General features: G+C 72.2%; 20 protein-coding genes. 4 read left to right on the top strand and 16 right to left on the bottom strand.

Annotated elements, in window-relative coordinates:
• Positions 1-4 precede the first annotated feature (4 nt).
• Entirely contained in the window at positions 5-1975 is a 1971-nt protein-coding gene (locus GJQ66_RS02780; RefSeq protein ID WP_155047805.1) for a prolyl oligopeptidase family serine peptidase, read from the top strand.
• A gap of 341 nt (positions 1976-2316) precedes the next feature.
• Here the strand turns inward: GJQ66_RS02780 and hflX are convergent, their stop codons facing one another.
• Positions 2317-3828 carry a GTPase HflX gene (hflX, locus tag GJQ66_RS02775; protein ID WP_155047804.1) on the bottom strand — a complete coding sequence of 504 codons (1512 nt, stop codon included), beginning with the start codon at positions 3826-3828 and terminating at the stop codon, positions 2317-2319.
• 113 nt (positions 3829-3941) lie between these two features.
• On the opposite strand from hflX, the gene GJQ66_RS02770 reads away from it, so the two are divergent.
• On the top strand, positions 3942-4580 hold the full coding sequence (locus tag GJQ66_RS02770; protein WP_155047803.1) for a class I SAM-dependent methyltransferase: 639 nt from the start codon (positions 3942-3944) through the stop codon (positions 4578-4580).
• Between the two features lie 4 nt (positions 4581-4584).
• Here GJQ66_RS02770 and GJQ66_RS02765 read toward each other — a convergent pair whose 3' ends face one another.
• Positions 4585-5475, bottom strand: coding sequence for a LysR family transcriptional regulator ArgP (locus GJQ66_RS02765; protein WP_155047802.1), 891 nt, complete (start codon positions 5473-5475; stop codon positions 4585-4587).
• 74 nt (positions 5476-5549) lie between these two features.
• Here GJQ66_RS02765 and GJQ66_RS02760 point away from each other — a divergent pair, with 74 nt between their 5' ends.
• Positions 5550-6245, top strand: coding sequence for a LysE/ArgO family amino acid transporter (locus GJQ66_RS02760; RefSeq protein ID WP_155047801.1), 696 nt, complete (start codon positions 5550-5552; stop codon positions 6243-6245).
• Between the two features lie 140 nt (positions 6246-6385).
• On the opposite strand, the gene dapF is transcribed toward GJQ66_RS02760, so the two are convergent.
• From dapF to GJQ66_RS02695, 13 genes are all read right to left on the bottom strand, one after another.
• Positions 6386-7264, bottom strand: a complete 879-nt coding sequence (dapF, locus tag GJQ66_RS02755; RefSeq protein ID WP_155047800.1) for a diaminopimelate epimerase — start codon at positions 7262-7264, stop codon at positions 6386-6388.
• Positions 7265-7300: 36 nt separating this feature from the next.
• Complete coding sequence (gene miaA, locus GJQ66_RS02750) at positions 7301-8197, bottom strand: tRNA (adenosine(37)-N6)-dimethylallyltransferase MiaA (RefSeq protein WP_368732585.1); 897 nt, start codon at positions 8195-8197, stop codon at positions 7301-7303.
• On the bottom strand, positions 8194-9738 hold the full coding sequence (miaB, locus tag GJQ66_RS02745) for a tRNA (N6-isopentenyl adenosine(37)-C2)-methylthiotransferase MiaB (protein ID WP_155047922.1): 1545 nt from the start codon (positions 9736-9738) through the stop codon (positions 8194-8196). The genes miaA and miaB overlap by 4 nt, the downstream gene beginning before the upstream one ends.
• A gap of 49 nt (positions 9739-9787) precedes the next feature.
• On the bottom strand, positions 9788-10471 hold the full coding sequence (locus GJQ66_RS02740; RefSeq protein WP_196215786.1) for a regulatory protein RecX: 684 nt from the start codon (positions 10469-10471) through the stop codon (positions 9788-9790).
• 8 nt (positions 10472-10479) lie between these two features.
• Positions 10480-11535, bottom strand: coding sequence for a recombinase RecA (gene recA, locus GJQ66_RS02735; RefSeq protein ID WP_155047798.1), 1056 nt, complete (start codon positions 11533-11535; stop codon positions 10480-10482).
• 258 nt (positions 11536-11793) lie between these two features.
• Positions 11794-12015: a DUF3046 domain-containing protein gene (locus tag GJQ66_RS02730; RefSeq protein ID WP_155047797.1), complete on the bottom strand. Its 222-nt coding sequence runs from the start codon at positions 12013-12015 to the stop codon at positions 11794-11796.
• A 10-nt stretch (positions 12016-12025) separates the two neighbouring features.
• Positions 12026-12337 carry a helix-turn-helix domain-containing protein gene (locus tag GJQ66_RS02725; RefSeq protein ID WP_155047796.1) on the bottom strand — a complete coding sequence of 104 codons (312 nt, stop codon included), beginning with the start codon at positions 12335-12337 and terminating at the stop codon, positions 12026-12028.
• Positions 12338-12452: 115 nt separating this feature from the next.
• Positions 12453-12974, bottom strand: a complete 522-nt coding sequence (locus GJQ66_RS02720) for a CinA family protein (RefSeq protein ID WP_368732584.1) — start codon at positions 12972-12974, stop codon at positions 12453-12455.
• Positions 12971-13543, bottom strand: a complete 573-nt coding sequence (pgsA, locus tag GJQ66_RS02715; RefSeq protein WP_155047795.1) for a CDP-diacylglycerol--glycerol-3-phosphate 3-phosphatidyltransferase — start codon at positions 13541-13543, stop codon at positions 12971-12973. The genes GJQ66_RS02720 and pgsA overlap by 4 nt, the downstream gene beginning before the upstream one ends.
• A 21-nt stretch (positions 13544-13564) precedes the next feature.
• On the bottom strand, positions 13565-16348 hold the full coding sequence (locus GJQ66_RS02710; protein WP_155047794.1) for a DNA translocase FtsK: 2784 nt from the start codon (positions 16346-16348) through the stop codon (positions 13565-13567).
• Positions 16349-16430: 82 nt separating this feature from the next.
• Positions 16431-18107: a ribonuclease J gene (locus tag GJQ66_RS02705; RefSeq protein WP_155047793.1), complete on the bottom strand. Its 1677-nt coding sequence runs from the start codon at positions 18105-18107 to the stop codon at positions 16431-16433.
• A 35-nt stretch (positions 18108-18142) separates the two neighbouring features.
• A complete protein-coding gene (gene dapA / locus GJQ66_RS02700) occupies positions 18143-19120 on the bottom strand; it encodes a 4-hydroxy-tetrahydrodipicolinate synthase (protein ID WP_155047792.1) in 978 nt (325 codons plus the stop codon).
• 10 nt (positions 19121-19130) lie between these two features.
• A complete protein-coding gene (locus GJQ66_RS02695) occupies positions 19131-20159 on the bottom strand; it encodes a LacI family DNA-binding transcriptional regulator (protein WP_155047791.1) in 1029 nt (342 codons plus the stop codon).
• Positions 20160-20253: 94 nt separating this feature from the next.
• On the opposite strand from GJQ66_RS02695, the gene GJQ66_RS02690 reads away from it, so the two are divergent.
• Positions 20254-21777 carry an alpha-N-arabinofuranosidase gene (locus tag GJQ66_RS02690; RefSeq protein WP_155047790.1) on the top strand — a complete coding sequence of 508 codons (1524 nt, stop codon included), beginning with the start codon at positions 20254-20256 and terminating at the stop codon, positions 21775-21777.
• A 15-nt stretch (positions 21778-21792) separates the two neighbouring features.
• Here the strand turns inward: GJQ66_RS02690 and GJQ66_RS02685 are convergent, their stop codons facing one another.
• Positions 21793-22308 carry a dihydrofolate reductase gene (locus tag GJQ66_RS02685; protein WP_368732583.1) on the bottom strand — a complete coding sequence of 172 codons (516 nt, stop codon included), beginning with the start codon at positions 22306-22308 and terminating at the stop codon, positions 21793-21795.

Raw genomic sequence — 22308 nt, 5'->3', positions numbered from 1 at the left:
GGGCATGGCCCACATCGAGGAGCGACCCTACGGATCCTGGCCGTCACCGATTCGACCCGCCGACATGCCGACCGGGTCCCTGCGGCTCGGCCGCGCGCGGTACGTGGGCGACGAGATCTGGTGGGCCGAATCCGTCCCCGCGGAGCGCGGGCGCACGGCCGTGTTTCGTGCGGGGGCCGAGGCACCGGCCCTCGCGGCGCCGTGGAGCGCGCGCTCGCGCGTGCACGAGTACGGTGGCGGCGCGTGGACGCCCCTCGACGGCGACCGGTTCGCGTTCGTCGAGCAGTCCGACCAGCGCGTCTACGTCGCCTCGCCTGACACGGCGCCCATGCCCGTGACGCCGGACGATCCGCGCGCGTGCTTCGGCGACCTCGTCTTCGCGGACGGTGACCTGTGGGGCGTGCGCGAGATCCACGCCCGCGCGCACGAGACGCCGGCGCGCGGCATCGTTCGCATCCCGCTCGACGGCGGCGAGGTCACGAGCGTCGTGGCCGGCAGCGATTTCGTCGCCTTCCCAGCGCCCCGCGCGGGACGCCTCGCGTGGATCGCCTGGGACCACCCCGACATGCCGTGGGACGCGGCCGAGCTCCGGATCGGCGCGATCGGTGCCGACGGCACCGTGGCCGCGTGGACCGTCGCGGCGGGCGGGCGCGCGAGCGCGGGCCACCCCCGCGTCTCGGCCCTGCAACCGGAGTGGACGGGCGACGACGAGCTGGTGTTCCTGCAGGATCCGCCGCTCGCCGTGCCGCTCGCGGACGGCACCCGACCCGCGCGCTGGAACCTGTTCTCCTGCCACGTCTCCGCCGACGGCCGCGCCGCGGATCCGGAACCGATCTTCCCGGCCGACGGAGACACGGGCGGGGCGCTCTGGCAGCTCGGAGCGCGCTGGTTCGCTCCCCTGCCGAACGACCGGATCCTCGCGGTGATGACGAACGGCCGCTCCCAGCTCGCCGTCATCGACCGGGCGACGGGCGAGGTGACCGAGCTCGAGACCCCGCTGACGGGCGACGTGCTCGTCCACGACGCCCGCGGCGGCCGGGTCCTGCTCACGGGCGCGGGCGAGCGCGTGCCGGGCGGCCTCTGGCAGCTCGACATCGACGCGAAGTCGCTCGAGGCGGTCCGCGGGGGCGAGCTCGCCGATGACGCCCTCGCCGCGGTCGCCCGCCCCATGACGTTCGCGGGACCGAACGGGCCCGTACACACGTTTTACTACGCCCCGCATCACCCGGGCTTCCGCGCGCCGCGCGGCGAGCTCCCCCCGGCGCTCGTCCTCGTCCACGGCGGGCCGACCGGCCATGTGACGGGGGATGTCTCGCCCGCGATCGCCTTCTTCACCAGCCGCGGTATCGGCGTGCTCGACGTCAACTACGGCGGGAGCACGGGATACGGTCGCGCCTACCGCGAGCGCCTCGCGGGCGCCTGGGGCATCGCCGACGTCGCCGACGTGCGCGCCGCCGCCGAGGGCCTCGTCGAACGGGGCCTCGCCGACCCGGCCCGCCTCGCGATCAAGGGCGGATCCGCGGGCGGCTGGACGGTCCTGTGCGCCCTGGCCGACACCGACGTGTTCTCCGCGGGCATCAGCCGGTACGGCGTCGCGGACCTCAGGATGCTGCTCGCCGAGACCCACGACTTCGAGGCCCGCTACCTCGATAGCCTCGTCGGGCCGTGGCCGGAGGCCGAAGCGGACTACATCGCGCGGTCGCCGCTCTCGCGGCCCGAGGCGCTCCGCACGCCGCTGCTCATCCTGCAGGGATCCGAGGATCCCGTCGTGCCGCCGTCGCAGTCCGAGGCGCTCCGCGACGCCGTGCGCGCCAACGGCGTCCCCCACGCTTACCTCCTCTTCGAGGGCGAGGGCCACGGCTTCCGCCGCGCCGAGACGATCGAGCGCTGCTTCGCGGCCGAGCTCGCCTTCCTCGGGAGCGCGCTGGGCTTCGCGCCGAGCGGCGTCCCGGCGCTCGCGCTCGACGGCGCCTGAGCGCCATGGGCGAGGCGTGGGTCGGGCCCGTGCGCGTCGCGTGGGGCCCGGCCGACGGGACGCGCGAGAACGCCGCGCGCGAGGGGCAGCTCGCGCGCTGGGAGGCCGCGGCCGCCCGCGCGCCGGGCGGCGTTCGCCGCGGGCCGCGCCGTCGCCTCGAGGATGTCCACGAGCGTGCGCGGATCGGGGGCCGCGGCCGCCCGATCGAAACCGGCGCTCACGCCAGGAGACGAGGTGTCGATCCGTCGGGGCGCGCGTTCGTCATGAGGTCTCCGGGAGGACGCGCCCCGCGGGTCGGGCCGAACGAGGGCATAGCGTACCGCCCCCGTGCAAACGCGCGGCTACGCGGTATACGGCGCGAGGTCGTGCGCGAGGCGCTCCGACACCCGCGCGCGCACGCGCGTGCCCTCGGCCTCGTGGCTCTGCTCCAGGAACTGCCCCGTCTCGTGGATCGCCGAGAGGAGGTCGCCCCGGCTGTAGGGCACGAGGGCCGTCACCTCGACGTCCGGAACGGGGAGCGCGTCCTCAACGACCCGCCGGAGCTCGTCGATGCCCTCGCCCGTGCGCGACGACACGAACACGGCGTCCGGGGCCAGCCCCCGCAGCACGAGGCGCTCGTCCTCACCCACGAGATCCATCTTGTTGAACACGACGATCTCGCGGACGTCGCGCGCGCCCACGTCGGCGAGCACGTCGCGCACCGTCGCGAGCTGCCCGCCCGGATCCGGGTGGCTCCCGTCGACGACGTGCACGACGACGTCGGCCTGCCCGACCTCCTCGAGCGTCGAGCGGAAGGCCTCGACGAGCTGGTGCGGGAGGTTGCGCACGAAACCGACGGTGTCCGCGAGCGTGAACACGCGCCCGTCCGCGGTCTGCGTCCGCCGCACCGTCGCGTCCAGCGTCGCGAACAGGGCGTTCTCGACGAGCACGCCCGCGTGCGTGAGGCGGTTCAGCAGGCTCGACTTGCCCGCGTTCGTGTAGCCCGCGATCGCAACCGACGGGATCGTGTTGCGCGTGCGCTCCTGGCGCTTCGCCTCGCGCGCGGGGGCGAACCCGCGGATCTGGCGGCGCAGGATCGCCATGCGGTTGCGGATCCGTCGGCGATCCAGCTCGATCTTCGTCTCGCCCGGTCCGCGCGAGCCCATGCCCGCGCCGCCCGCGCCGACCTGGCCACCGGCCTGGCGGCTCATCGAGTCTCCCCAGCCGCGCAGGCGCGGCAGGAGGTACTCGAGCTGCGCGAGCTCGACCTGCGCCTTGCCCTCGCGGGTCTTGGCGTGCTGCGCGAAGATGTCGAGGATCACGGCGGTGCGGTCGATCACCTTGACCTTGATGACGTCCTCCAGCGCGCGGCGCTGGCTGGGGGCGAGCTCGGTGTCGGCGATGACCGTGTCGGCGCCGACGCTCTCGACGATGCCCTTGAGCTCATCGGCCTTGCCGCGCCCGATGTAGGTCGCGGGGTCGGGATGCGGCCGGCGCTGCAGCACGCCATCGAGGACGACGGATCCCGCCGTCTCCGCCAGGGCGGCGAGCTCGCGCATGGAGTTCTCGGCGTCCTGGAGGGATCCGGCCGAGTAGACGCCCGCGAGGACGACGTTCTCCATCCGCACCTGGCGGTACTCGACCTCGGTAACGTCCTCGAGCTCCGTGGAGAGCCCGGGCACGCGGCGCAACGCGTGCCGGGCCTGCAGGTCCCACTGCTCGCCGTCGTCGCCGCCCGATGCCGTCGCCTGGTCCTGGATCGCCTCGGCGGATCCGAAGATGCGCGAGGTGTGGCGCGCCTCTTCGCGCGCCAGGATCCGATCGACGGCGTCGTCCTCGGCCAGAGCGTCGTTCGTGTGGGTGGAATCGACCAATGAGTGCCTTTCACAGGGGGCTGATGTAGCCCTCCAGTCTACCGCGCCGGGCGGCGCGCGCGGCGGGAATGCCCATTCCGTGAGCGCCCCCGGCTCCGGTAGAGTCGCCCCCTATGGGGGAACACTACTTCAGTGCAGCACCCTCGAGCCCGGCCGAACTCCGCCGGATGCGCGTCGCCCTCGCCGGCCGCGAAGTCGAGGTCACGACGGCGCGCGGCGTCTTCAGCCCGGAGCGCGTCGACAAGGGCACCGAGGTCCTGCTCCAGAACGCGCCGGCCGCGCCCGCGGGCGGCGACTTCCTCGACCTCGGGTGCGGCTGGGGTCCGGTCGCGCTCTCCCTGGCGCTCGAGTCGCCCCACGCACGTGTCTGGGCGCTCGACGTCAACGAGCGCGCGCTCGATCTCGTGCGGCGAAACGCGCAGGCGCTCGGGCTCGACAACGTGTACCCCGTCACCGCCGACCAGGTGCCCGACGACGTCGTCTTCCGCGCCATCCGGTCCAACCCGCCCATCCGCGTCGGGAAGTCTGTCCTGCACGAGCTCCTTGAAACGTGGATCCCCCGCCTCGATCACCACAGCGACGGGTACTTCGTCGTGCAGCGCAACCTCGGCAGCGACTCGCTGCAGCGCTGGTTGGAACAGACGTTCAGCGACGGCTACTCCACGCGCCGGCACGCGACCGCGAAGGGGTTCCGCGTGCTCAAGGTGCGCCGGCACGGCGACCCTCCCACGGCGCCCGTGGAGACCGCCTGACGCCTCACGCCTCGGGCGCGAGCGCCAGACGCGCGTGGGACGCGACCGACTCGCGGATCGCGCCCAGCACGGGTGCGTCGATGTTCCACTGCTGCCAGTAGAGCGGCTCGGCTAGCTCGGGCGCCCCGAGCTGGCGGAGCGTGCCCCGCGAGAGCGCGGCCTGCGCCTGCTCGGGCGGCAGCATGCCCCACCCCATCCCCAGGCGGACCGCCGCGGCGTAGTCCTCGGACGCGGGCACGTAGTGCCGCGGCGGGACGACCGGATCCACGCCGTGCGCGCGCAGCCAGTCGGACTGGATGTCGTCGGTGCGGTCAAAGTCGATGAGCGGCGCCTCCGCCAGCGCGGCCGCGTCGATGCCCGTCGTGAACCACCGCGCGATGAAGAACGGCGTCGCGACGGCCGCGTACCTCGTCGCGCCGAGCGGCGTGACGGAGCACCCCGCGATCGGCCGGGCCTGCGACGTGATCGCCGCGAGCGCCGACCCCGACTCGAGGAGCGCGGCAGTGCGATCCTCGTCCTCTCGGAGGAGCTCGAACGTCACGTCGTGACGGCCCGCGACCTCCGCCAGGGCGGGAAGGAGCCACGTCGCGAGGGAGTCGGCGTTCACGGCGATCGGCACGTTCATCGTCCCGGGCCGCTCGAGACCCAGGGCAGCCGCGGCCTCGTGCCCCACCACGGCGTACTGCCGCGCGAGCCGCAGGACCGGGGCGCCGGCGTCGGTGACGCGAATCGGCCGCGACCGGATGATCAGGGCGCGGCCCAGCTGCGTCTCGAGCGTGCGCAGCCGCTGGCTCACGGCGGACGGCGAGATCCGCAGCCGGCGCGCCGCCTGCTCGAAGGACCCCTCGTCCACGATCGCGGCGACGGTCTCCGCGAGCTCCGGCGCGATCCACATAAGCGTTCCTTCATCGTCCTACGAACATCCACATCTGCTTTTGATCTTCGCACGAGCGGCCGGACGATGGGGGCATGCTCACCGCCCTGCTCGCCGGCCTCGCGCTGTGCCTCTCGCTCATCGTGGCGCCGGGCGCGCAGAACGTGTTCCTCCTCCGCGAGGGGATCCGTCACGCGGGATCCGGGCGGCGCCACGCGATCGCGCTCGCGCTCGCGTGCCTCGCCAGCGACGTCGTGCTGATCGCGGCGGGCGTCGGCGGGTTCGGCGCCCTCGTGACGAGCGTGCCGTGGATCTTCGACGCGGCCCGATGGGCGGGCGTGACCTTCCTCGCGGGCTACGGCGCGCTCGCCGCCCGGCGCGCGCTCCGCGGATCCGCCGGCGCCGTCGTCGTCCCGGCCACGACCGGGGCGCAGGATCACGCTCCCGCGACGCCGCCCGGGTTCGGCGGCACCGCGACGCTCACGCGGCCAACCGCCGCGCGTTCGGCCACGCTGCCCGCCGTCCTCACGTGCCTGGCCATCACGTGGCTGAACCCGCACACCTATCTCGACACGGTGGTCATGCTGGGCTCGATCTCGACGACCTACGGTGACGCGCGCTGGGCCTTCGGCGCGGGCGCCATCCTCGGCAGCGCCATCTGGTTCGCGTTCGTGGTGTTCGCCTCGCGCTACGCCGCGCGCTTCATGCGCTCGCCCCGCTCGTGGCGCGTGCTCGATGCTGCCGTCGCCGTGCTGATGGTCGCCCTCGCCGCCGCGCTCGCGCTCGCCTGACACCCCCAGCGCAACACAACGCAGTCAATACGGCGACCGGCTCGCCGGCCTTCGCGGATCCGGAGCCGTGCGCCGATAAATTGACTGCGTTGTGTGGGAATCCGCGCCGCAGCGCGGGATGACGCCGGGTGGCGCGGCGCTCACGCGAGGGTGACGGTGCCGGAGTACACGAGGGTCGCGGGGCCCGAGAGCGCGACGCGCTCGCCGTCCTGGGAGGGGAACATCCGGACGCCGAGCACCCCACCCGGGACCTCGACGCGCCAGGAGTTGGGCGCGGCCGCGCCCGCCCACGAACGGACGGCGAGCGCCGCCGCCACGGTGCCGGTGCCACAGGAGAGGGTCTCCCCCACCCCGCGCTCGAAGACCCGCATGCGGATCCGCCCGACGCCGTCCTTCACGAGCGGATCGCTCGGCACGACGAACTCGACGTTGGCGCCCGCGGGAGGGGCGGGCTCGATCACGGGCATGACGGTGAGGTCGATCCCCTCGAGCTCCTCCTCGCTGGCCACCGCTACGACGACGTGGGGGTTGCCGAGGTCCACGTGCATGCCGGGGCGCGCCACGTCGAGGCCCTTCGCGCGCACGAGCGGATCCGCCCCGTCCGTGCGCCACCGCCCGAGGTCCACCTGGTACCCCGTCTCGGATCGCATCACGTCCTTGACGCCCGCGCGCGTGCCGACGGGGAGCGTCGACCCCGGCTCGATCGCGGCGAGGCCGCTGTCGAGGAGGTAGCGGGCGAACACCCGCACGCCGTTGCCGCACATCTCGGCGATCGAGCCGTCGGAGTTGCGGTAGTCCATGAACCACTCCGCCGCGGGCTCCTCCGCGAGCGCCGCGGCTCCCGCGTCGAGCGCCGCGGAGCGAACGACCCGCAGGAGGCCGTCCGCGCCGATCCCGAAGCGCCGATCGCAGAGCGCGGCCACCTGCTCGGGCGTCAGGTCGAGCTCGCCGTCGGGGTCGGCGATGATCACGAAGTCGTTGCCGGTGCCGTGGCCTTTGGTGAAGGGGATCTCGGGCATGGGGCCAGTCTACGGACCCGTCCGGATCCGACGCCGTCAGGCGTCGATCCAGCGCACACCCTCGTAGCGCCGGAACCAGCTCACCTGCCGGCGCGCGTACCGCCGCGTGAGCGCCTGGGTCTCGGCGATCGCCTCGGCGCGGGTCATCCGCCCGGCGAGCTGCGCGAGCGCCTGCGCGTAGCCGATCGCGCGGCTCGCGGTGACCCCGTCCTCGAGCCCCGCGAGACGTAGCTGCTCGGTCTCCTCAAGCATCCCGTCCTCCCACATCCGCTCGACGCGGCGGTCGAGCCGGCCCGTCAGCTCCGGGCGCTCGGCGCGGAGGCCGAGGAGGGACGCCGCGCGCCAGGGGCGGGGTGCGTCCGGCAGCGCGGCGCCGTGGCCCGCCGCGCCCTGCTCGAGGACCTCGAGCGCGCGCACGAGGCGGCGCGTGTTGCGGGGGTCGATGCGCGCCGCCGTCTCCGGCGCGCGCGCGGCGAGGTCGGCGTACAGCGCGCCCGCGCCCTCGTCGGCGAGGCGCGCCTCGATCCGCTCCCGTAGCGCGGGGTCGCGGGGCGGAAACGCGAAGTCGAAGAGCACGCTCGAGACGTAGAGACCGGACCCTCCGACGAGGATCGCGTGTCGCCCTCGGCCAAGGATGCCCGCGATCGCCTCGCGCGCCTCGGCCTGATACCGCGAGACCGCGGCCTCCTCCGTGACCTCCCACACGTCAAGCATGTGGTGCGGGATCCCCCGCCGCTCGGACTCCGGCACCTTCGCGGTGCCGATGTCCATCCCGCGATACAGCTGCATCGCGTCGGCGCCGACGATCTCGGCGTCGCCGAGGCGCCCCGCGAGGTCGAGCGCGAGCTCGCTCTTGCCCGTGCCCGTCGCACCGACGACAGCCCAGAGCCCCGGAGACGCCTCTCGGCCGATGTCGCCGGGGAGGCGCGTCACGAGCCGACGCGGATCGTCGGGAGTCCGAGGCTCACGGCCCCGCCGGCCGCGCCGCCCGGGGCGGGGACGGCGCACGAGGCGGCCTGCGCGCGATCGTGCGCGTCGCCCGCGCGCGTGCGGCGGATCCGCAGCGGCTGTCCGTCGGTGCTGTCCGCGAGGAGGTGGGACGGCGCCGCGTGGGTGACGGTGACGGTGACCACGTCGCCCGGGCGCGGCACCTCCGACCCCTCCGGCAGCTCGAAGTGCACGAGGCGGTTGTCCTCCGCGCGGCCCGTGAGGCGGTGCGTCGCGGCGTCCTTCTTGCCCTCGCCCGTCGAGACGAGCACCTCGATCGTCCGGCCGAGCTGCTTCTCGTTCTCCTCGAGCGTGATGCGCTGCTGCAGGGCGATCAGCCGGTCGTAGCGCTCCTGCACGACCTCCTTCGGCACCTGGTTGGGCATCGTGGCGGCGGGCGTGCCCTCGCGGATCGAGTACTGGAAGGTGAAGGCGCTCGAGAAGCGGGCCGCCTCGACGACCCGCAGGGTGTCCTCGAAGTCCTCGTCCGTCTCGCCGGGGAAGCCGACGATGATGTCGGTCGTGATGGCCGCGTGCGGGATCCGCTCGCGCACGCGATCCAGGATGCCGAGGAACTTCTTCGATCGGTAGGAGCGGCGCATGTCCTTCAGGACCTTGTCGCTGCCCGATTGGAGCGGCATGTGCAGCTGCGGCATGACGTTGGGCGTCTCGGCCATCGCGTCGATCACGTCATCCGTGAACGCCGCGGGGTGCGGGCTTGTGAAGCGAACGCGCTCGAGCCCGGGGATCTCGCCGCAGGCCCGCAGCAGCTTTCCGAACGCCTGCCGGTCGCCGAACTCGACGCCGTAGGTGTTGACGTTCTGCCCGAGGAGGGTGACCTCGATCGCACCGTCCTCGGTGAGGAGGCGAATCTCCTCCAGAATGTCGCCCGGCCGGCGATCCTTTTCCTTGCCGCGCAGGCTCGGAACGATGCAGAAGGTACAGGTGTTGTTGCACCCGACCGAGATGGACACCCAGCCCGAGTACGACGAGTCGCGCTTGGTCGGCAGCGTCGAGGGGAACACCTCGAGCGCCTCGAGGATCTCCAGCTCGGCCTCGCCGTTGTGCCGCGAGCGCTCGAGGAGCTGCGGGAGCGACCCCATGTTGTGCGTCCCGAACACGACGTCGACCCACGGGGCCTTGTCGACCACGGCCTCCTGGTCCATCTGCGCGAGGCACCCACCGACGGCGATCTGCATCCCCGCCCGCTGGTCCTTCTTCGACTTCAGGTGGCCAAGCGTCCCGTAGAGCTTGCCGGCCGCGTTCTCGCGCACGGCGCAGGTGTTGATGATGACAACGTCGGCCTCCTCGCCGTCCGCCGCCTTGACGTATCCGGCGCTCTCGAGGGAGCCCGAGAGGCGCTCCGAGTCGTGCACGTTCATCTGGCACCCAAAGGTGCGCACCTCGTACGAGCGCGGCCTGCCTGCGTCGTCGAGTGCCGCGGGAGAGGGCGCGATGAGGGTCGGGGCGCTGGAGGGGGTGGTCATCACCGCCCCATTCTACGTTTTCTGCGCGGGAAGGGCATGGGAGCGGGCCCTACGTGAACCGCACCCCGCCCCCGCCGCGTCGCGCCTCCTCGAGCGCCTGATTCGCCACAGACAGGGCGAGCGCGCCGCCGTACCCCCGGCGACCCAGCTGGCCGACGAGGCGTCGAAGCGCGGTGTCGTGGTCGTAGCGGATGAGCGACGCGGCCTTGCCGCGCGCGAATTCGAGCGCGCGCTCGGCGTCGTCGTCGGGCATCTCAGCGAGCGCCGCGTCGATGGCCTCGCGCGCCAGGCCGCGCTTGGTCAGCGCCTGCCGCACCGCCCGGCGGCCCTGGTTCTTGCGCGTCAGGGCCGCGTGCACGGCCTCCTCGGCGACGCGGCCGTCGTCGATCGCCCCCGCGCGCACGAGGCGGTCGATGATGTCGTCGACGGCGGCGCCGGACACCCCGTCTCGGCGGAGCCGATCGCGCGCCTCGCGCTCGGAGATCGACCGCGTCGCGATGGATCGAGAAAGACGGCGCTCCGCGCGGTCGATCGCCTCGGCGTCCTCCCCGGCGTCGAGGTCCGCGCGCTCGGACGCGCGGACCTCCTCGCGCCAGGTGGTGTGCCACCCCGCGGCGACCGCGTCGGCATCGGCCGTATCGCCCGCCTCGTCCTTCGGCGGCACGGCCGGCGCCGCGCCGCCGAAGAGCGGGACGACCGGCGCCAGCCGCTCGCTCTCGGGATCGCGCGTCACGATACCCCTCAAGCCGAGCGGCGCGCCGCGATGTCGTCGACCGGCGCCTCCGCGTCCGCGTTCGGATCCGCGAGGAGCCCGAGCTTGACCTTGATCTTGTTCTCGATCTCGAGCGCCACGTCGGTGTGCTCGATGAGAAAGCGGCGGGCGTTCTCCTTGCCCTGTCCGAGCTGATCGCCGTCGTAGGTGTACCACGAGCCCGACTTCTTGACGATCCCGTGATCCACGCCGAAGTCGATGAGCGACCCCTCGCGCGAGATTCCCGTGCCGTACAGGATGTCGAACTCGGCCTGCTTGAACGGCGGCGCCATCTTGTTCTTGACGACCTTCACGCGCGTACGGTTTCCCACCGCCTCCGTGCCGTCCTTCATCGTCTCGATGCGACGAATGTCGAGGCGAACGGACGCGTAGAACTTCAGCGCCTTACCGCCCGCCGTCGTCTCCGGCGATCCGAAGAACACGCCCACCTTCTCGCGAAGCTGGTTGATAAAGATCGCCGTGGTCTTCGTCTGGCTCAGGCCGCCCGTGATCTTGCGAAGCGCCTGCGACATGAGACGCGCCTGCAGGCCCACGTGCGAGTCGCCCATCTCGCCCTCGATCTCGGCCCGAGGAACGAGCGCCGCGACGGAGTCGATGACGACCAGGTCGATCGCCCCCGACCGGATGAGCATGTCGGCGATCTCGAGCGCCTGCTCGCCCGTGTCGGGCTGGGACACGAGCAGCGAGTCGATGTCGACGCCGAGCTTGCGCGCGTACTCCGGGTCGAGCGCGTGCTCCGCGTCGACGAACGCCGCGATGCCGCCGGCCGCCTGCGCGTTCGCGATCGCGTGCAGCGTGAGCGTCGTCTTACCGGAGGACTCCGGCCCGTAGATCTCCACGACGCGGCCGCGCGGGAGCCCGCCGATGCCGAGCGCGACGTCGAGCGCGATGGAACCCGTGGGAATGACCTCGACGGGAGCGCGCTCCTCGCCACCGAGACGCATGACCGTGCCCTTGCCGAACTGCCGATCGATCTGCGCGAGCGCGGTCTCGAGGACCTTCTCGCGATCTGCCGCTGCTGCCATGATGAACTCCTTCATCGCTCGTGAACCGCCGCCCATAGGCTGTCGCGGCCCGCCTTCCGTGGGACGGGCTCTTCGACAGGGCGCGTGACGTGTCTCGCCATCCCTCACGCTACGGAGGGCCACCGACATTCGTGCCCGGTCTCCCGCCGCATGTGCACGAATGCGCAACGCGTCGCGTTGGGAACGAGCCTACGCCGGAGTGGACGAATATTCGAACACCTGCGTCACTGTGCGCTCGGCGTGTCGAACATCTCGCGACTACGCGTCGCGGGGCGCGCGCAGACCCGCGCCGTACCGCGCCTGGGCGGGGAGGTCCATCTCGTCGCACAGGGCGCGCCAGATATCGCGCGGCGGAACGCCCTCGTCGAGCGCGTCAGCCGCGGTGCGGCCGATCGCCGGCAACGTGAGATCCGCGAGGATCCAGGACGCGCGCGCTCCGAAATGGTCGTCGACCGCGCGGAGGAACTCGCTCCGCCTCATGCGGGGAGGATCACCGGAGCGACAGCTCGGGCTCGACCTCGGCGACCAGGTCGTCAGGCACGACGTCCGGGAAGGTCGAGTCGATGCCCTCGAGCACGGCGAGCCGGTCGCCGACGCGGCGCATGACCGCCGACATCGGCACCTCCAGCGCCTCGGTCACCGCGGCGAGGATCTCGCTCGAGACCTCCTTCTGCCCGCGCTCGACCTCGCTGAGGTACCCGAGCGCGACGCTGGCCTTGCTCGCCACCTGGCGGAGGGTCTGCCCCTTCTGCTGACGGTAGTCGCGAAGCACGTCGCCGATCTCTTGTCGAACCAGGATCATGGCGGCCCCTCCTTTAGTCGTTCGCGAGCCGAGTGTCGTGGGTAATGCACCCTAACAGGTCGTCATGACCAGGCTACGCCCTCGGGCGCGGGAACGGCTCGACATCGACAAACGGTTACGCCGGGGAAACGTCGGCCGCCCCGCCGCTATTCCCGGGCCGAACGATCGCGGAGAGGGCGAGCTCGAGCGCGGCGCGGACCGCCGCACCGCGCACGGCGGCCCGGTCGCCAGGCAGCGCGAGCGCGCGGACGCTCTCACGCTCGGGCGTCACGACCGCGACGAAGACCGTCCCCGCGGGCTTCCCCTCGGACGCGTCGGGACCGGCGACCCCCGTCGTCGCGACGCCGACGTCGCACCGGGAGCCGTCGACCGCCAGGGCGCTGCGGACTCCGCGCGCCATCGCGACCGCCACGTCAGGATCGACCGCGCCGCGGCCCGCGAGCAGGCCCGCGTCCACGCCGAGCGCGTCGCGCTTCACGCGCGTGTCGTAGGCAACGATGCCTCCGCGCACGTGCGCGGAGGCGCCGGGGACGTCGACCAGCGCCGCGCACACGAGGCCGCCCGTCAGCGACTCGGCGGTGGCGATGGACCAGCCGTGCGCGCCAAGCGCGCCCAACACCTCGCGCGCCGCGCTCACGCTCGACGCGCCCCGCGGACCTGCGCGGCCACGTAGTCGATGCCGCTCGCGACCGTGAGAATCAGGACGATCCACAGCCCGATCGCCGTCACGAGCGACCACGGCCCGCGGCCGACGAGCTCGCCAAGGGGCAGGAGGGCCCAGGAAAGGACGACGCCCTGGGCTGCGGTCTTGATCTTCCCCATCCAGGCGGCCGCGACGACGTGGGTGCTGGCGACGACGAGCCGATGAACCGTGATGCCCCACTCCCGCACGAGGATGACCGCGACGATCCACCATGGCGCCTCGCCGAGGATCGCCAGGCCGACGAAGGCGGATCCGGTCAGGAGCTTGTCGGCGATCGGGTCCCACAGCTTGCCGAAGTCGCTCACGATCTCGAAACGCCGCGCGAGGTATCCGTCGATCCAGTCGGTCGAGATCGCGACGACGAACAGGACCCCGGCGGTCCACCGCAGCGCCAGGCTGTGACCCCCTTCCGGGCCGCCGAGCAGGAGGAGCACAAAGAAGACGACGGCGAGCGGGATCCGCGCCACCGTGATGGCGTTCGGGAGCTGCGGGTGGATGGCCATGGGATCAGTCTGGCAGGCGCGTCAGTCGTCGCGCCCCGTGAGGCCCCACACGTCTTCGCTCTCGGACGCGTCGACGGTCGGGACGCCGTCGAACTGCGCCTCGATCGGGTCCTCCGCGTAGCGGTCGTCGTCGGTCGCCGAGGCGGCGGCCGGGGGTGCGTCCGCCGGCGCGGGCGGATCCTCGCCCTTCAGCTTCGCGAGCACGCCCGGGAGCTGCTCGGGCGTGACGAGGACGTCGCGCGCCTTCGACCCCTCGGAGGGCCCGACAATCTCGCGGGACTCGAGGAGGTCCATGAGGCGACCGGCCTTGGCGAACCCGACGCGGAGCTTGCGTTGCAGCATGGACGTCGAGCCGAACTGGCTCGACACGATCAGTTCGGCCGCCGCGAGCAGGACCTCGAGGTCGTCCCCGATGTCCTCGTCGATCTCCTTCTTGGGAGCCTCCATCGCCTCGGCGACGTCGGAGCGATACTCGGGCCGCGCCTGGCCCGTGACGTGCTTCACGACCGCGTCGATCTCGTCCTCGGTGACCCACGCGCCCTGCAGGCGGAAGGGCTTGGAGGACCCCATCGGCGAGAACAGCGCGTCGCCCTGCCCGATGAGCTTGTCCGCGCCCGCGCCGTCCAGGATCACGCGCGAGTCCGTGACGCTCGTGACCGCGAACGCGAGGCGGGACGGGACGTTGGCCTTGATGAGGCCGGTCACGACGTCGACCGACGGTCGCTGGGTCGCGAGCACGAGGTGAATGCCGGAGGCGCGCGCGAGCTGCGTGATGCGCACGATCGAGTCCTCGACGTCACGCGGCGCGACCATCATGAGGTCGGCGAGCTCGTCGACGACCACAAGCAGGTAGGGGTACGGCTTGAGCACCCGCTCGGAACCCGGCGGGAGCTGGACCTCGCCCGCGACGACGGCGCGGTTGAAGTCGTCGATGTGGCGGAATCCGAACGACGCCAGGTCGTCGTACCGCATGTCCATCTCCTTCACGACCCACTGCAGCGCCTCGGCCGCCTTCTTGGGGTTCGTGATGATAGGCGTGATGAGGTGCGGCACGCCCGCGTAGCTCGTCAGCTCGACGCGCTTCGGGTCCACGAGCACCATGCGCACCTCGCTCGGCTTCGCGCGCATAAGCAGGCTCGTGATCATCGAGTTCACGAAGCTCGACTTTCCGGATCCCGTGGAGCCGGCGACGAGCAGGTGGGGCATCTTCGCGAGGTTCGCCACGACGAACCCGCCGGAGACGTCCTTGCCGACGCCGATCGTGAGCGGGTGGGTCGAGCGCTGCGCGGCGGGCGAGCGCAGGACGTCGCCGAGGGCGACCGTCTCGCGGTCGACGTTGGGGATCTCGATGCCGATGGCGCTCTTGCCCGGGATGGGTGCGAGGATGCGCACGTCGTTCGACGCGACCGCGTAGGAGATGTTGCTCGAGAGCTGTGTGATCTTCTCGACCTTGACGCCCGGCCCCACCTCGACCTCGTACTGCGTCACGGTCGGCCCGCGGGAGAACCCCGTGACGGAGGCGTTGACCTTGAACTGCTCGAAGACGCTCTCGATCTGCGCGACCATGCGGTCGTTCGCCTCGGAGCTCACGACCGCGGGCGGGCCGGCCGCGAGCGCCGCGGGAGACGGCAGCGAGTAGGGCGCCTCGGGCGGCTGCGGCCCGCGGGCCCCCGGCCCCTCGGTGCCGAAGCCCGAGATGCCGCCGAGCTCGTCGTCCTCGGCGTCGTCGTCGCCCAGGAGGCCGAGGTGCGCGTCCTCGTGCGAAGCGGAGCGAAGCGACTCGAGGGCCGGATCGTTCAAGACCTCGGTCGCGGCCTCCGCCGGATCCGTCTTGCTCGTCACGACCGCCTGGTCGTAGCCGCCGTCGGTCTGCGCGCCGAGCAGCTCGGTCAGCTCCTGTGGGTCGGTGACCGCGTCGGCGTCCTCCTCGCGCCCGGACGCGTTGCGGCGCCACCACGGGAGCTCGTCGGCGCCGTCAAAGAGCTCCTGCTCGCCCTTCTTCTTCCGCCCGCGCTTGCCGCGCGACGGGGCGTCTTCGAGGACCTCGGTCGGGGCATCGTCGCCGGACGAGTCGCGGTCGGCGGGGCGCTCGGCGTCGAACATCCACGCGTACAGGTCGCCCAGGCGCCGACCAATGCGGTTCGGCGGGGTCTTCGTGATGATGAGGAGGCTGAGCGCGATCACGGCGCCAAGGACGATGTACCCGCCGATCGGCGTGATCACGAGCGCGAGCGGCTCTCCGATCATCCAGCCGAACAGGCCGCCGGAACCGCTGAGCGCGGGCATTCCGTCGGCCGGTGCCGGTCGACTCTCGGGGTCGATCGCGAGGTGGCAGATGCCCGCCACCGACACGGTGAACAGCGCGAAGCCGATGCCGACGCGCCCGTTGTCGTGGACGGAGGAGGGATGGCGGAAGAGCCAGCCCGCCAGGAACAGCAGCAGCACGGGGAACACGAAGGCCGTGCGGCCGATGAGCCCCCCGAAGGTAAAGGCGCTAATCGCCTCGGCCGCGGGGGTCCCGATAAAGAACCACTCGACGACGGCGCCCGCGACGGCGAGCAGCACGAGGAGAAGCGGAAAGCCGTCCCGGCGGTCGTCGCGGTCGAGACCCTCGGACCCGAACGCGCGGAACAGGCCCCCGACGGCGCGCGCCAGGCCGTTCCAGGCTCGGACGGGCACGGCGGGACGCTCCGGGTCGTCGATGTGCCCGCGCGGCGCGGGCGCGGAACGCCGAGACGCCCCCCGGGAGGAGGCGCCGCGATCCTTCTGCGCGGACTTCTGGGGCGCGGTCGACTGGCGTGCCATGGGATCCACGGTACGCCCGGCCCCCGACAATCCCGCGGAGGACGCGCACGGCCCCCGTCCGATCGGACGGGGGCCGTGGTGATCAGGCCTCGATGACGAGCGGCACGATCATGGGGCGACGGCGCAGCGACTGGCTCACCCACCGCCCGATCGTGCGGCGCACGACCTGGGACAACGCGTGGTTGTCGCGCACGCCCTTCTGCGCCGCGTCCTCCAGGGCCTTGACGATCTTCGGCTTGACCTTGTCGAACACCTTGTCGTCCTCCGCGATCCCGCGCGCGTGGATCTCGGGGCCCGTGATGATCTTTCCGGTCTTCGCGTCGACGACGACAATGACGGAAACGAAGCCCTCCTCGCCGAGCACGCGGCGGTCCTTGAGGTCGGCGTCGGTGATCGCGCCGACCGTGGACCCATCGACGTAGACGAACCCGAGGTCGAGCTGACCCGACACCCACGCCTCGCCGTCCTTCAGGTCGATCGAGGTGCCGTTCTCGGCGATGAAGGTCGACGCCTCCGGGACGCCCGCGTCCCGCGCGATCGTCGCGTTCGCCATGAGGTGCCGGTACTCGCCGTGGACGGGCAGGACGTTCCTCGGCTGCAGGATGTTGTAGCAGTACAGCAGCTCCCCGGCAGCGGCGTGACCCGAGACGTGCACCTTGGCGTTCGCCTTGTGCACGACGTGCGCGCCGAGCTTCGTGAGCCCGTCGATGACGCGGTAGACGGCGTTCTCGTTGCCCGGGATCAGGCTCGACGCGAGGATGACGGTGTCGCCCTCGCCCGGCTCAATCGCGTGGTCGAGGTTCGCCATCCGGCTGAGGACGGCCATGGGCTCGCCCTGGGATCCCGTCGACATGTAGACGATCTGCGAGTCGGGGATGTCGCCGGACTTCTTGTAGTCGACGAGCGTGCCCTCGGGCACGTCGAGGTAGCCCAGCTGCTGCGCGATGGTCATGTTCCGGACCATCGAGCGCCCGAGCAACGCGACCCGACGCCCGTTCGCGTGCGCCGCGTCGATAACCTGCTGCACGCGGTGCACGTGGCTCGAGAAGCTCGCCACGATGACGCGGCCCGTGGTCTTCGACATCACCTGGTCGATCACGGGGCCGATCTGGCGCTCGGTCGGCGTGAAGCCGGGAACCTCGGCGTTGGTCGAGTCGGGCAGGAAGAGGTCGACCCCCTCCTCGCCGAGGCGCGCGAACGCGCGCAGGTCTGTCAGGCGACCGTCCAGCGGGAGCTGGTCCATCTTGAAGTCGCCCGTGTGGAGCGCCAGGCCCGCCTCGGTGCGGATCGCGACCGCGAGGGCGTCGGGGATGGAGTGGTTGACGGCGACGAACTCGAGGTCGAAGGACCCGACCGTGCGGCGCTCGCCCTCGCGCACGACGTGCGCCACGGGCGTGATCCGGTGCTCCTTGAGCTTCGCCGCCGTCAGCGCGAGCGTGAGCTTGGATCCGTACAGCGGGATGTCCTGGCGCATCCGCAGCAGGTACGGCACGGCGCCGATGTGATCCTCGTGCCCGTGCGTCAGCACGAGGCCCACGACGTCGCCGAGGCGGCCGCGCAGGGGCTCCATGTCGGGGAGGATGAGGTCGACGCCCGGCTGGTGCTCCTCGGGGAACAGCACGCCGCAGTCGACGATGAGGATCTTGCCGTCGAACTCGTACATCGCCATGTTGCGGCCGACCTCGCCGAGCCCGCCGAGGGGCGTGACGCGGAGGGTGCCGGGCTTGAGAGCGGGCGGATCGAAAACGGGAGTGGACATTGTGCCTTTCCGCGCCGGGGGCGCAGGGGTGGTCGTCACCGGGTGGTGCCAGGCACCTTCGGCAGCGCGCCGCCCGCGGCCGCGTTGCGGTCGGGGCGGAAGTTCGAGAAGTCGACGCCGTCCACGCCCGCCACGACGGCGAGCTCGTCCTCGATGAGGGCGGCCTCCCACTCCTCGGGCCCCACGAGCGGGAGACGCACGCGGGGGCTCGAGATGCGGCCGAGGCCGTGGAGGATGTACTTCGCGGAGACCGTTCCCGGCACGTGCGTCATGACGGCGCGCACGAGCGGTTCGAGCTTCTTGTGCTGTTCGGTGGCGGTTGCGAGGTCGCCGCGGTTGACCGCGTCGACGATGGTTCGGTAAGGGCCGGCGGCGATGTTCGCCGTGACGCCGATCAGGCCCGAGGCGCCAATGGACATGTGGGGCAGCGCGTTCGCATCGTCGCCCGAGAAATACAGCAGGTCGGTCTGGTTCAGCACCCGGCTTACCTCGCTGAAGTCGCCCTTGGCGTCCTTCACGCCGAGGATGTTGGGGTGCTTCGCGAGGCGCAGGAGCGTCTCGTAGCGAATCGGGACCCCGGTGCGGCCCGGGATGTCATACAGGAGGACCGGGAGCTCGGTCGAGTCCGCGATGAGGCGGAAGTGCGTGAGGATCCCCGCCTGCGTGGGCTTGTTGTAGTACGGCGTGACGACCATGATGCCGTCGGCGCCCGCCTTCGCGCTCTTGTCGTAGAGATCGATCGCGTGGGCCGTCTCGTTCGACCCGCCGCCGGTGATGATCTTCGCGCGGCCGGCCGAGACGCTCTTGCCGACCTCCACGAGGCGCAGCTTCTCGGCGTCCGTGAGCGTCGAGGTCTCCCCCGTCGTCCCGGTCACGACGATGCCGTCGGCGCCCGAGGTGATGACGTCGTCGATGTGCTTCTCCGTCGCGTCCCAGTCGACTTCGCCGTCGGCGGTCATCGGGGTGATGAGCGCGACGAGGACCTGACCGAACGGATTGGCGGGGTGCGTCATACCCCTCAGGTTATCGCGTGCGCCCCTGTGTCCGCGCCCGATCCCTCGTCGTGGCGCGCTCGACGAGCGTCGCCGAGCTCGTGAGGTGGGCGGGCGGGGCCGTGTATCCGTCGATCCGCGCACGGAGGAGCCCGACGGCGCGCTCGGCGATCCACGCGGATCCGGGGTCGATCGTCGAGATGCCGCCCGCCACCTCCCGCGCGATCCGGAGGTTGTCGAACCCGATCACCTCGACGTCCGCGCCGGCCGCGAGCCCCGCGTCCGCCAGGCCGGCGACGGCCCCGATCGCCACCTGATCGGTGACGGCGAAGATCGCGTCGACCTCCGCGCCCCGCCCGAGGGCGCGCGCGACGCCCGCGCGAGCGCCCGCAGCCGTGTGGTCGCCCGCGTCCAGCGCCAGCCGCGGATCCGCCGCGAGGCCCGCGCGCTCGTGCGCGAGGCGCCAGCCCTCGGCGCGCAGGGCCGGCATGGTGTCGGATCCGCCTGGGTCGCCCCCGCAGATCGCGACGCGGCGCGCCCCGCCCTCAATGAGGCGAGCCGTCGCCAGGCACGCGCCATCGACGTTCGGCATCGCCACGTGATCGAACCGCGGATGGGAGGGCCGCTCGCCGAGGAGCACGACGGGCACGCGCGTGTCCAGGCGGTCGAGATCGGCGTCCGACAGCCCGATGGGGCTGAGCAGCACGCCGTCGTAGGTGCGCAGGCGGGCCGTGGACAGCGCGCGGAGCTCGCCCTCGCGCGTGGCGCCCGTCTGCTCCACGACGAGGTGCAGCCCGGCGGCCGCCGCGGCGCGGGCCGCGTCCGCCGCGAACTCCCCGTAGAACACGTGGTCGTAGAACGGCACGACGAGCGCGATCGCGCCCGTGCGGCCCGCCCGGAGCCGGCGCGCGGAGAGATCGACCTCGTAGCCCAGACGCTCGACCTCCGCCAGGACGGTGCGCCGCGTGGCGTCGCTCACGCGCCCGCGGCCGGCCAGGACGTTCGACACCGTCATCGCCGACACGCCCGCCGCGCGGGCGACATCCTGCATCGTGACCATCGCCGTCCCCTCTCCCGATCCAGCGTACGCGCCGGGGTTCCGCCGCGCGGGCGTGTGCTTTATCGTTACATCACACCCCAACGAAAGGAACCCCATGTCCGACCCGCGCGTCGTCATCGACCTCGACCTGCCCGGCGCCACCATCAGCCGCCACCTGTACGGCCACTTCGCGGAGCACCTCGGTCGGTGCATCTACGGCGGGTTCTTCGTCGGGGAGGACTCCGAGATCCCGAACGAGGGCGGCATCCGGCTCGACGTCGTCGACGCCCTCCGCGAGCTCGGGATCCCCAACCTCCGGTGGCCCGGCGGGTGCTTCGCCGACGAGTACCACTGGCGCGACGGCGTGGGCCCGCGCGCCGAGCGCCCCCGCATGGTCAACTCGCACTGGGGCGACGTCGTCGAGGACAACTCCTTCGGCACGCACGAGTTCCTTCACCTGTGCGAGCTCTTGGGGGCGGATCCGTACGTCAACGGCAATGTCGGATCCGGGACCGTGCGAGAGATGAGCGACTGGATCGAGTACCTCACCCGCGCGGATGACTCCCCCATGGCCGCCCTCCGGCGGGCAAACGGGCGCGACGAGCCGTGGCGCGTGCCGTTCTTCGGGATCGGCAACGAGGCCTGGGGCTGCGGCGGGAACATGCGCGCCGAGGCATATGCCGACCTCGCGCGCCAGTACGCGACGTACGTCCGCGACCACGGGGACAACCGCGTGTACCGGATCGCGGCGGGCGCGAACGTCGACGACTACGCCTGGACGGACGCGCTCATGCGCGCCCTGGGCTGCGTCTCCTGCGGCGACGGCGACGTCGGCCCGTTCCAGGCGATGTCGCTGCACTACTACACGATGTCCGGCGAATGGCAGGCGAAGGGGTCCGCGACGGACTTCACCTCGGAGGAGTGGTACCGCACGCTCTCCCGGGCCTTCCGGATCGAGGAGCTCCTCACGCGCCACTCGACCGTCATGGACCGCTACGACCCCGCCCGCCGCGTCGGCCTCGTGCTCGACGAGTGGGGGACGTGGTGGGACGTCGAGCCCGGCACGAACCCCGGGTTCCTGTACCAGCAGAACACCATGCGGGACGCGCTCGTCGCGAGCGTGCACTTCGACGCCTTCCACCGCCACGCCGACCGCCTCGTGATGGCGAACATTGCGCAGACCGTCAACGTGCTGCAGGCGATGCTCCTCACGGATCCAGACACGGGCGCGCTCGTGAAGACCCCGACGTTCCACGTGTTCGCCATGAACCGCGGCCACCACGACGCCAGGCACCTCGACGCGCACGTGGTGGGGGCCGAGACCATGACCGCGGATGGGCGCGAGCTCCCGCTGCTGTCGGCCTCCGCGTCAACGACGGGGAACACCGCGCTCGTGTCGCTCTCGAACCTCGACGAGGCCGCGGATCGATCCGTCGTCCTGGACCTGCGGGGCCGCGCCGTCGCGGGGTTCGAGGCGCGCATCCTCACGGGAGCGACGACGGCCGCGCACAACACGCCGGACGCACCCGACGCCGTCGCGCCCGTCGCGCACGCGGGTGTGCGCGCTCACGAGCGCGGGCTCGTCGTCGAGCTCCCCGCGCACGCGTACGTCACGGTCGAGCTGACGCTCGGAGCCTGAGCCGGCGGGCGGGCCTCAGCGGGGCTCGCTCGCCCTCTCGTACACCACGAAGCGATACCGCACGCCCGTGCGGCTAGTGTGCCACCCGCCCGCTGCCGGGTCGCGCGAGGCGACGCGCCACGCCGGCCCGATCGCGGGCGCGGTCGTGTCGCCTTCGGCGTCCAGGTCGATCTCCGTCACCCACAGCTCGTCGACGAGATCCATGGCGCGCGCGTAGATCTGCCCGCCGCCGAGGACCCATGCGTCGGCGGCGAGCGCCGCCGCGCGCTCGAGCGCGGCCTCGAGCGACGGCGCCGTCTCGCCGCCCGGCGCCGCGAAGGTCGCGTCGCGGGTGACGACGATGTTCGCGCGGCCCGGGAGCGGACGGAATCTCTCGGGGAACGACTGCCAGGTGCGCCGCCCCATGACGACGGGCGCGCCCATCGTCGCCCGCTGGAAGTACGCGAGGTCCTCGGGCACGTGCCACGGAATGCCGCCGCCGGCGCCGAGGACGCCGCCCCGCGCCTGGGCCCAGATCGCGCGCAGGGGCAC

Source organism: Microbacterium sp. ZXX196 (assembly GCF_009709595.1).
Taxonomy (GTDB): domain Bacteria; phylum Actinomycetota; class Actinomycetes; order Actinomycetales; family Microbacteriaceae; genus Microbacterium; species Microbacterium excoecariae.
Note: the sequence above shows the minus strand (reverse complement) of the source record. Positions and strands in the feature narration are given on the sequence as shown.

Excerpts from the sequence above, each read along its gene's own strand:
- GJQ66_RS02780 (WP_155047805.1), top strand. The coding sequence starts at position 5 with ATGGCCCACATCGAGGAGCGACCCTACGGATCCTGGCCGTCACCGATT.
- GJQ66_RS02770 (WP_155047803.1), top strand. The coding sequence starts at position 3,942 with ATGGGGGAACACTACTTCAGTGCAGCACCCTCGAGCCCGGCCGAACTC.
- GJQ66_RS02765 (WP_155047802.1), bottom strand. The coding sequence starts at position 5,475 with ATGTGGATCGCGCCGGAGCTCGCGGAGACCGTCGCCGCGATCGTGGAC.
- GJQ66_RS02760 (WP_155047801.1), top strand. The coding sequence starts at position 5,550 with ATGCTCACCGCCCTGCTCGCCGGCCTCGCGCTGTGCCTCTCGCTCATC.
- dapF (WP_155047800.1), bottom strand. The coding sequence starts at position 7,264 with ATGCCCGAGATCCCCTTCACCAAAGGCCACGGCACCGGCAACGACTTC.
- miaB (WP_155047922.1), bottom strand. The coding sequence starts at position 9,738 with ATGACCACCCCCTCCAGCGCCCCGACCCTCATCGCGCCCTCTCCCGCG.
- recA (WP_155047798.1), bottom strand. The coding sequence starts at position 11,535 with ATGGCAGCAGCGGCAGATCGCGAGAAGGTCCTCGAGACCGCGCTCGCG.
- GJQ66_RS02730 (WP_155047797.1), bottom strand. The coding sequence starts at position 12,015 with ATGAGGCGGAGCGAGTTCCTCCGCGCGGTCGACGACCATTTCGGAGCG.
- GJQ66_RS02725 (WP_155047796.1), bottom strand. The coding sequence starts at position 12,337 with ATGATCCTGGTTCGACAAGAGATCGGCGACGTGCTTCGCGACTACCGT.
- pgsA (WP_155047795.1), bottom strand. The coding sequence starts at position 13,543 with ATGGCCATCCACCCGCAGCTCCCGAACGCCATCACGGTGGCGCGGATC.
- GJQ66_RS02710 (WP_155047794.1), bottom strand. The coding sequence starts at position 16,348 with ATGGCACGCCAGTCGACCGCGCCCCAGAAGTCCGCGCAGAAGGATCGC.
- GJQ66_RS02705 (WP_155047793.1), bottom strand. The coding sequence starts at position 18,107 with ATGTCCACTCCCGTTTTCGATCCGCCCGCTCTCAAGCCCGGCACCCTC.
- dapA (WP_155047792.1), bottom strand. The coding sequence starts at position 19,120 with ATGACGCACCCCGCCAATCCGTTCGGTCAGGTCCTCGTCGCGCTCATC.
- GJQ66_RS02695 (WP_155047791.1), bottom strand. The coding sequence starts at position 20,159 with ATGGTCACGATGCAGGATGTCGCCCGCGCGGCGGGCGTGTCGGCGATG.
- GJQ66_RS02690 (WP_155047790.1), top strand. The coding sequence starts at position 20,254 with ATGTCCGACCCGCGCGTCGTCATCGACCTCGACCTGCCCGGCGCCACC.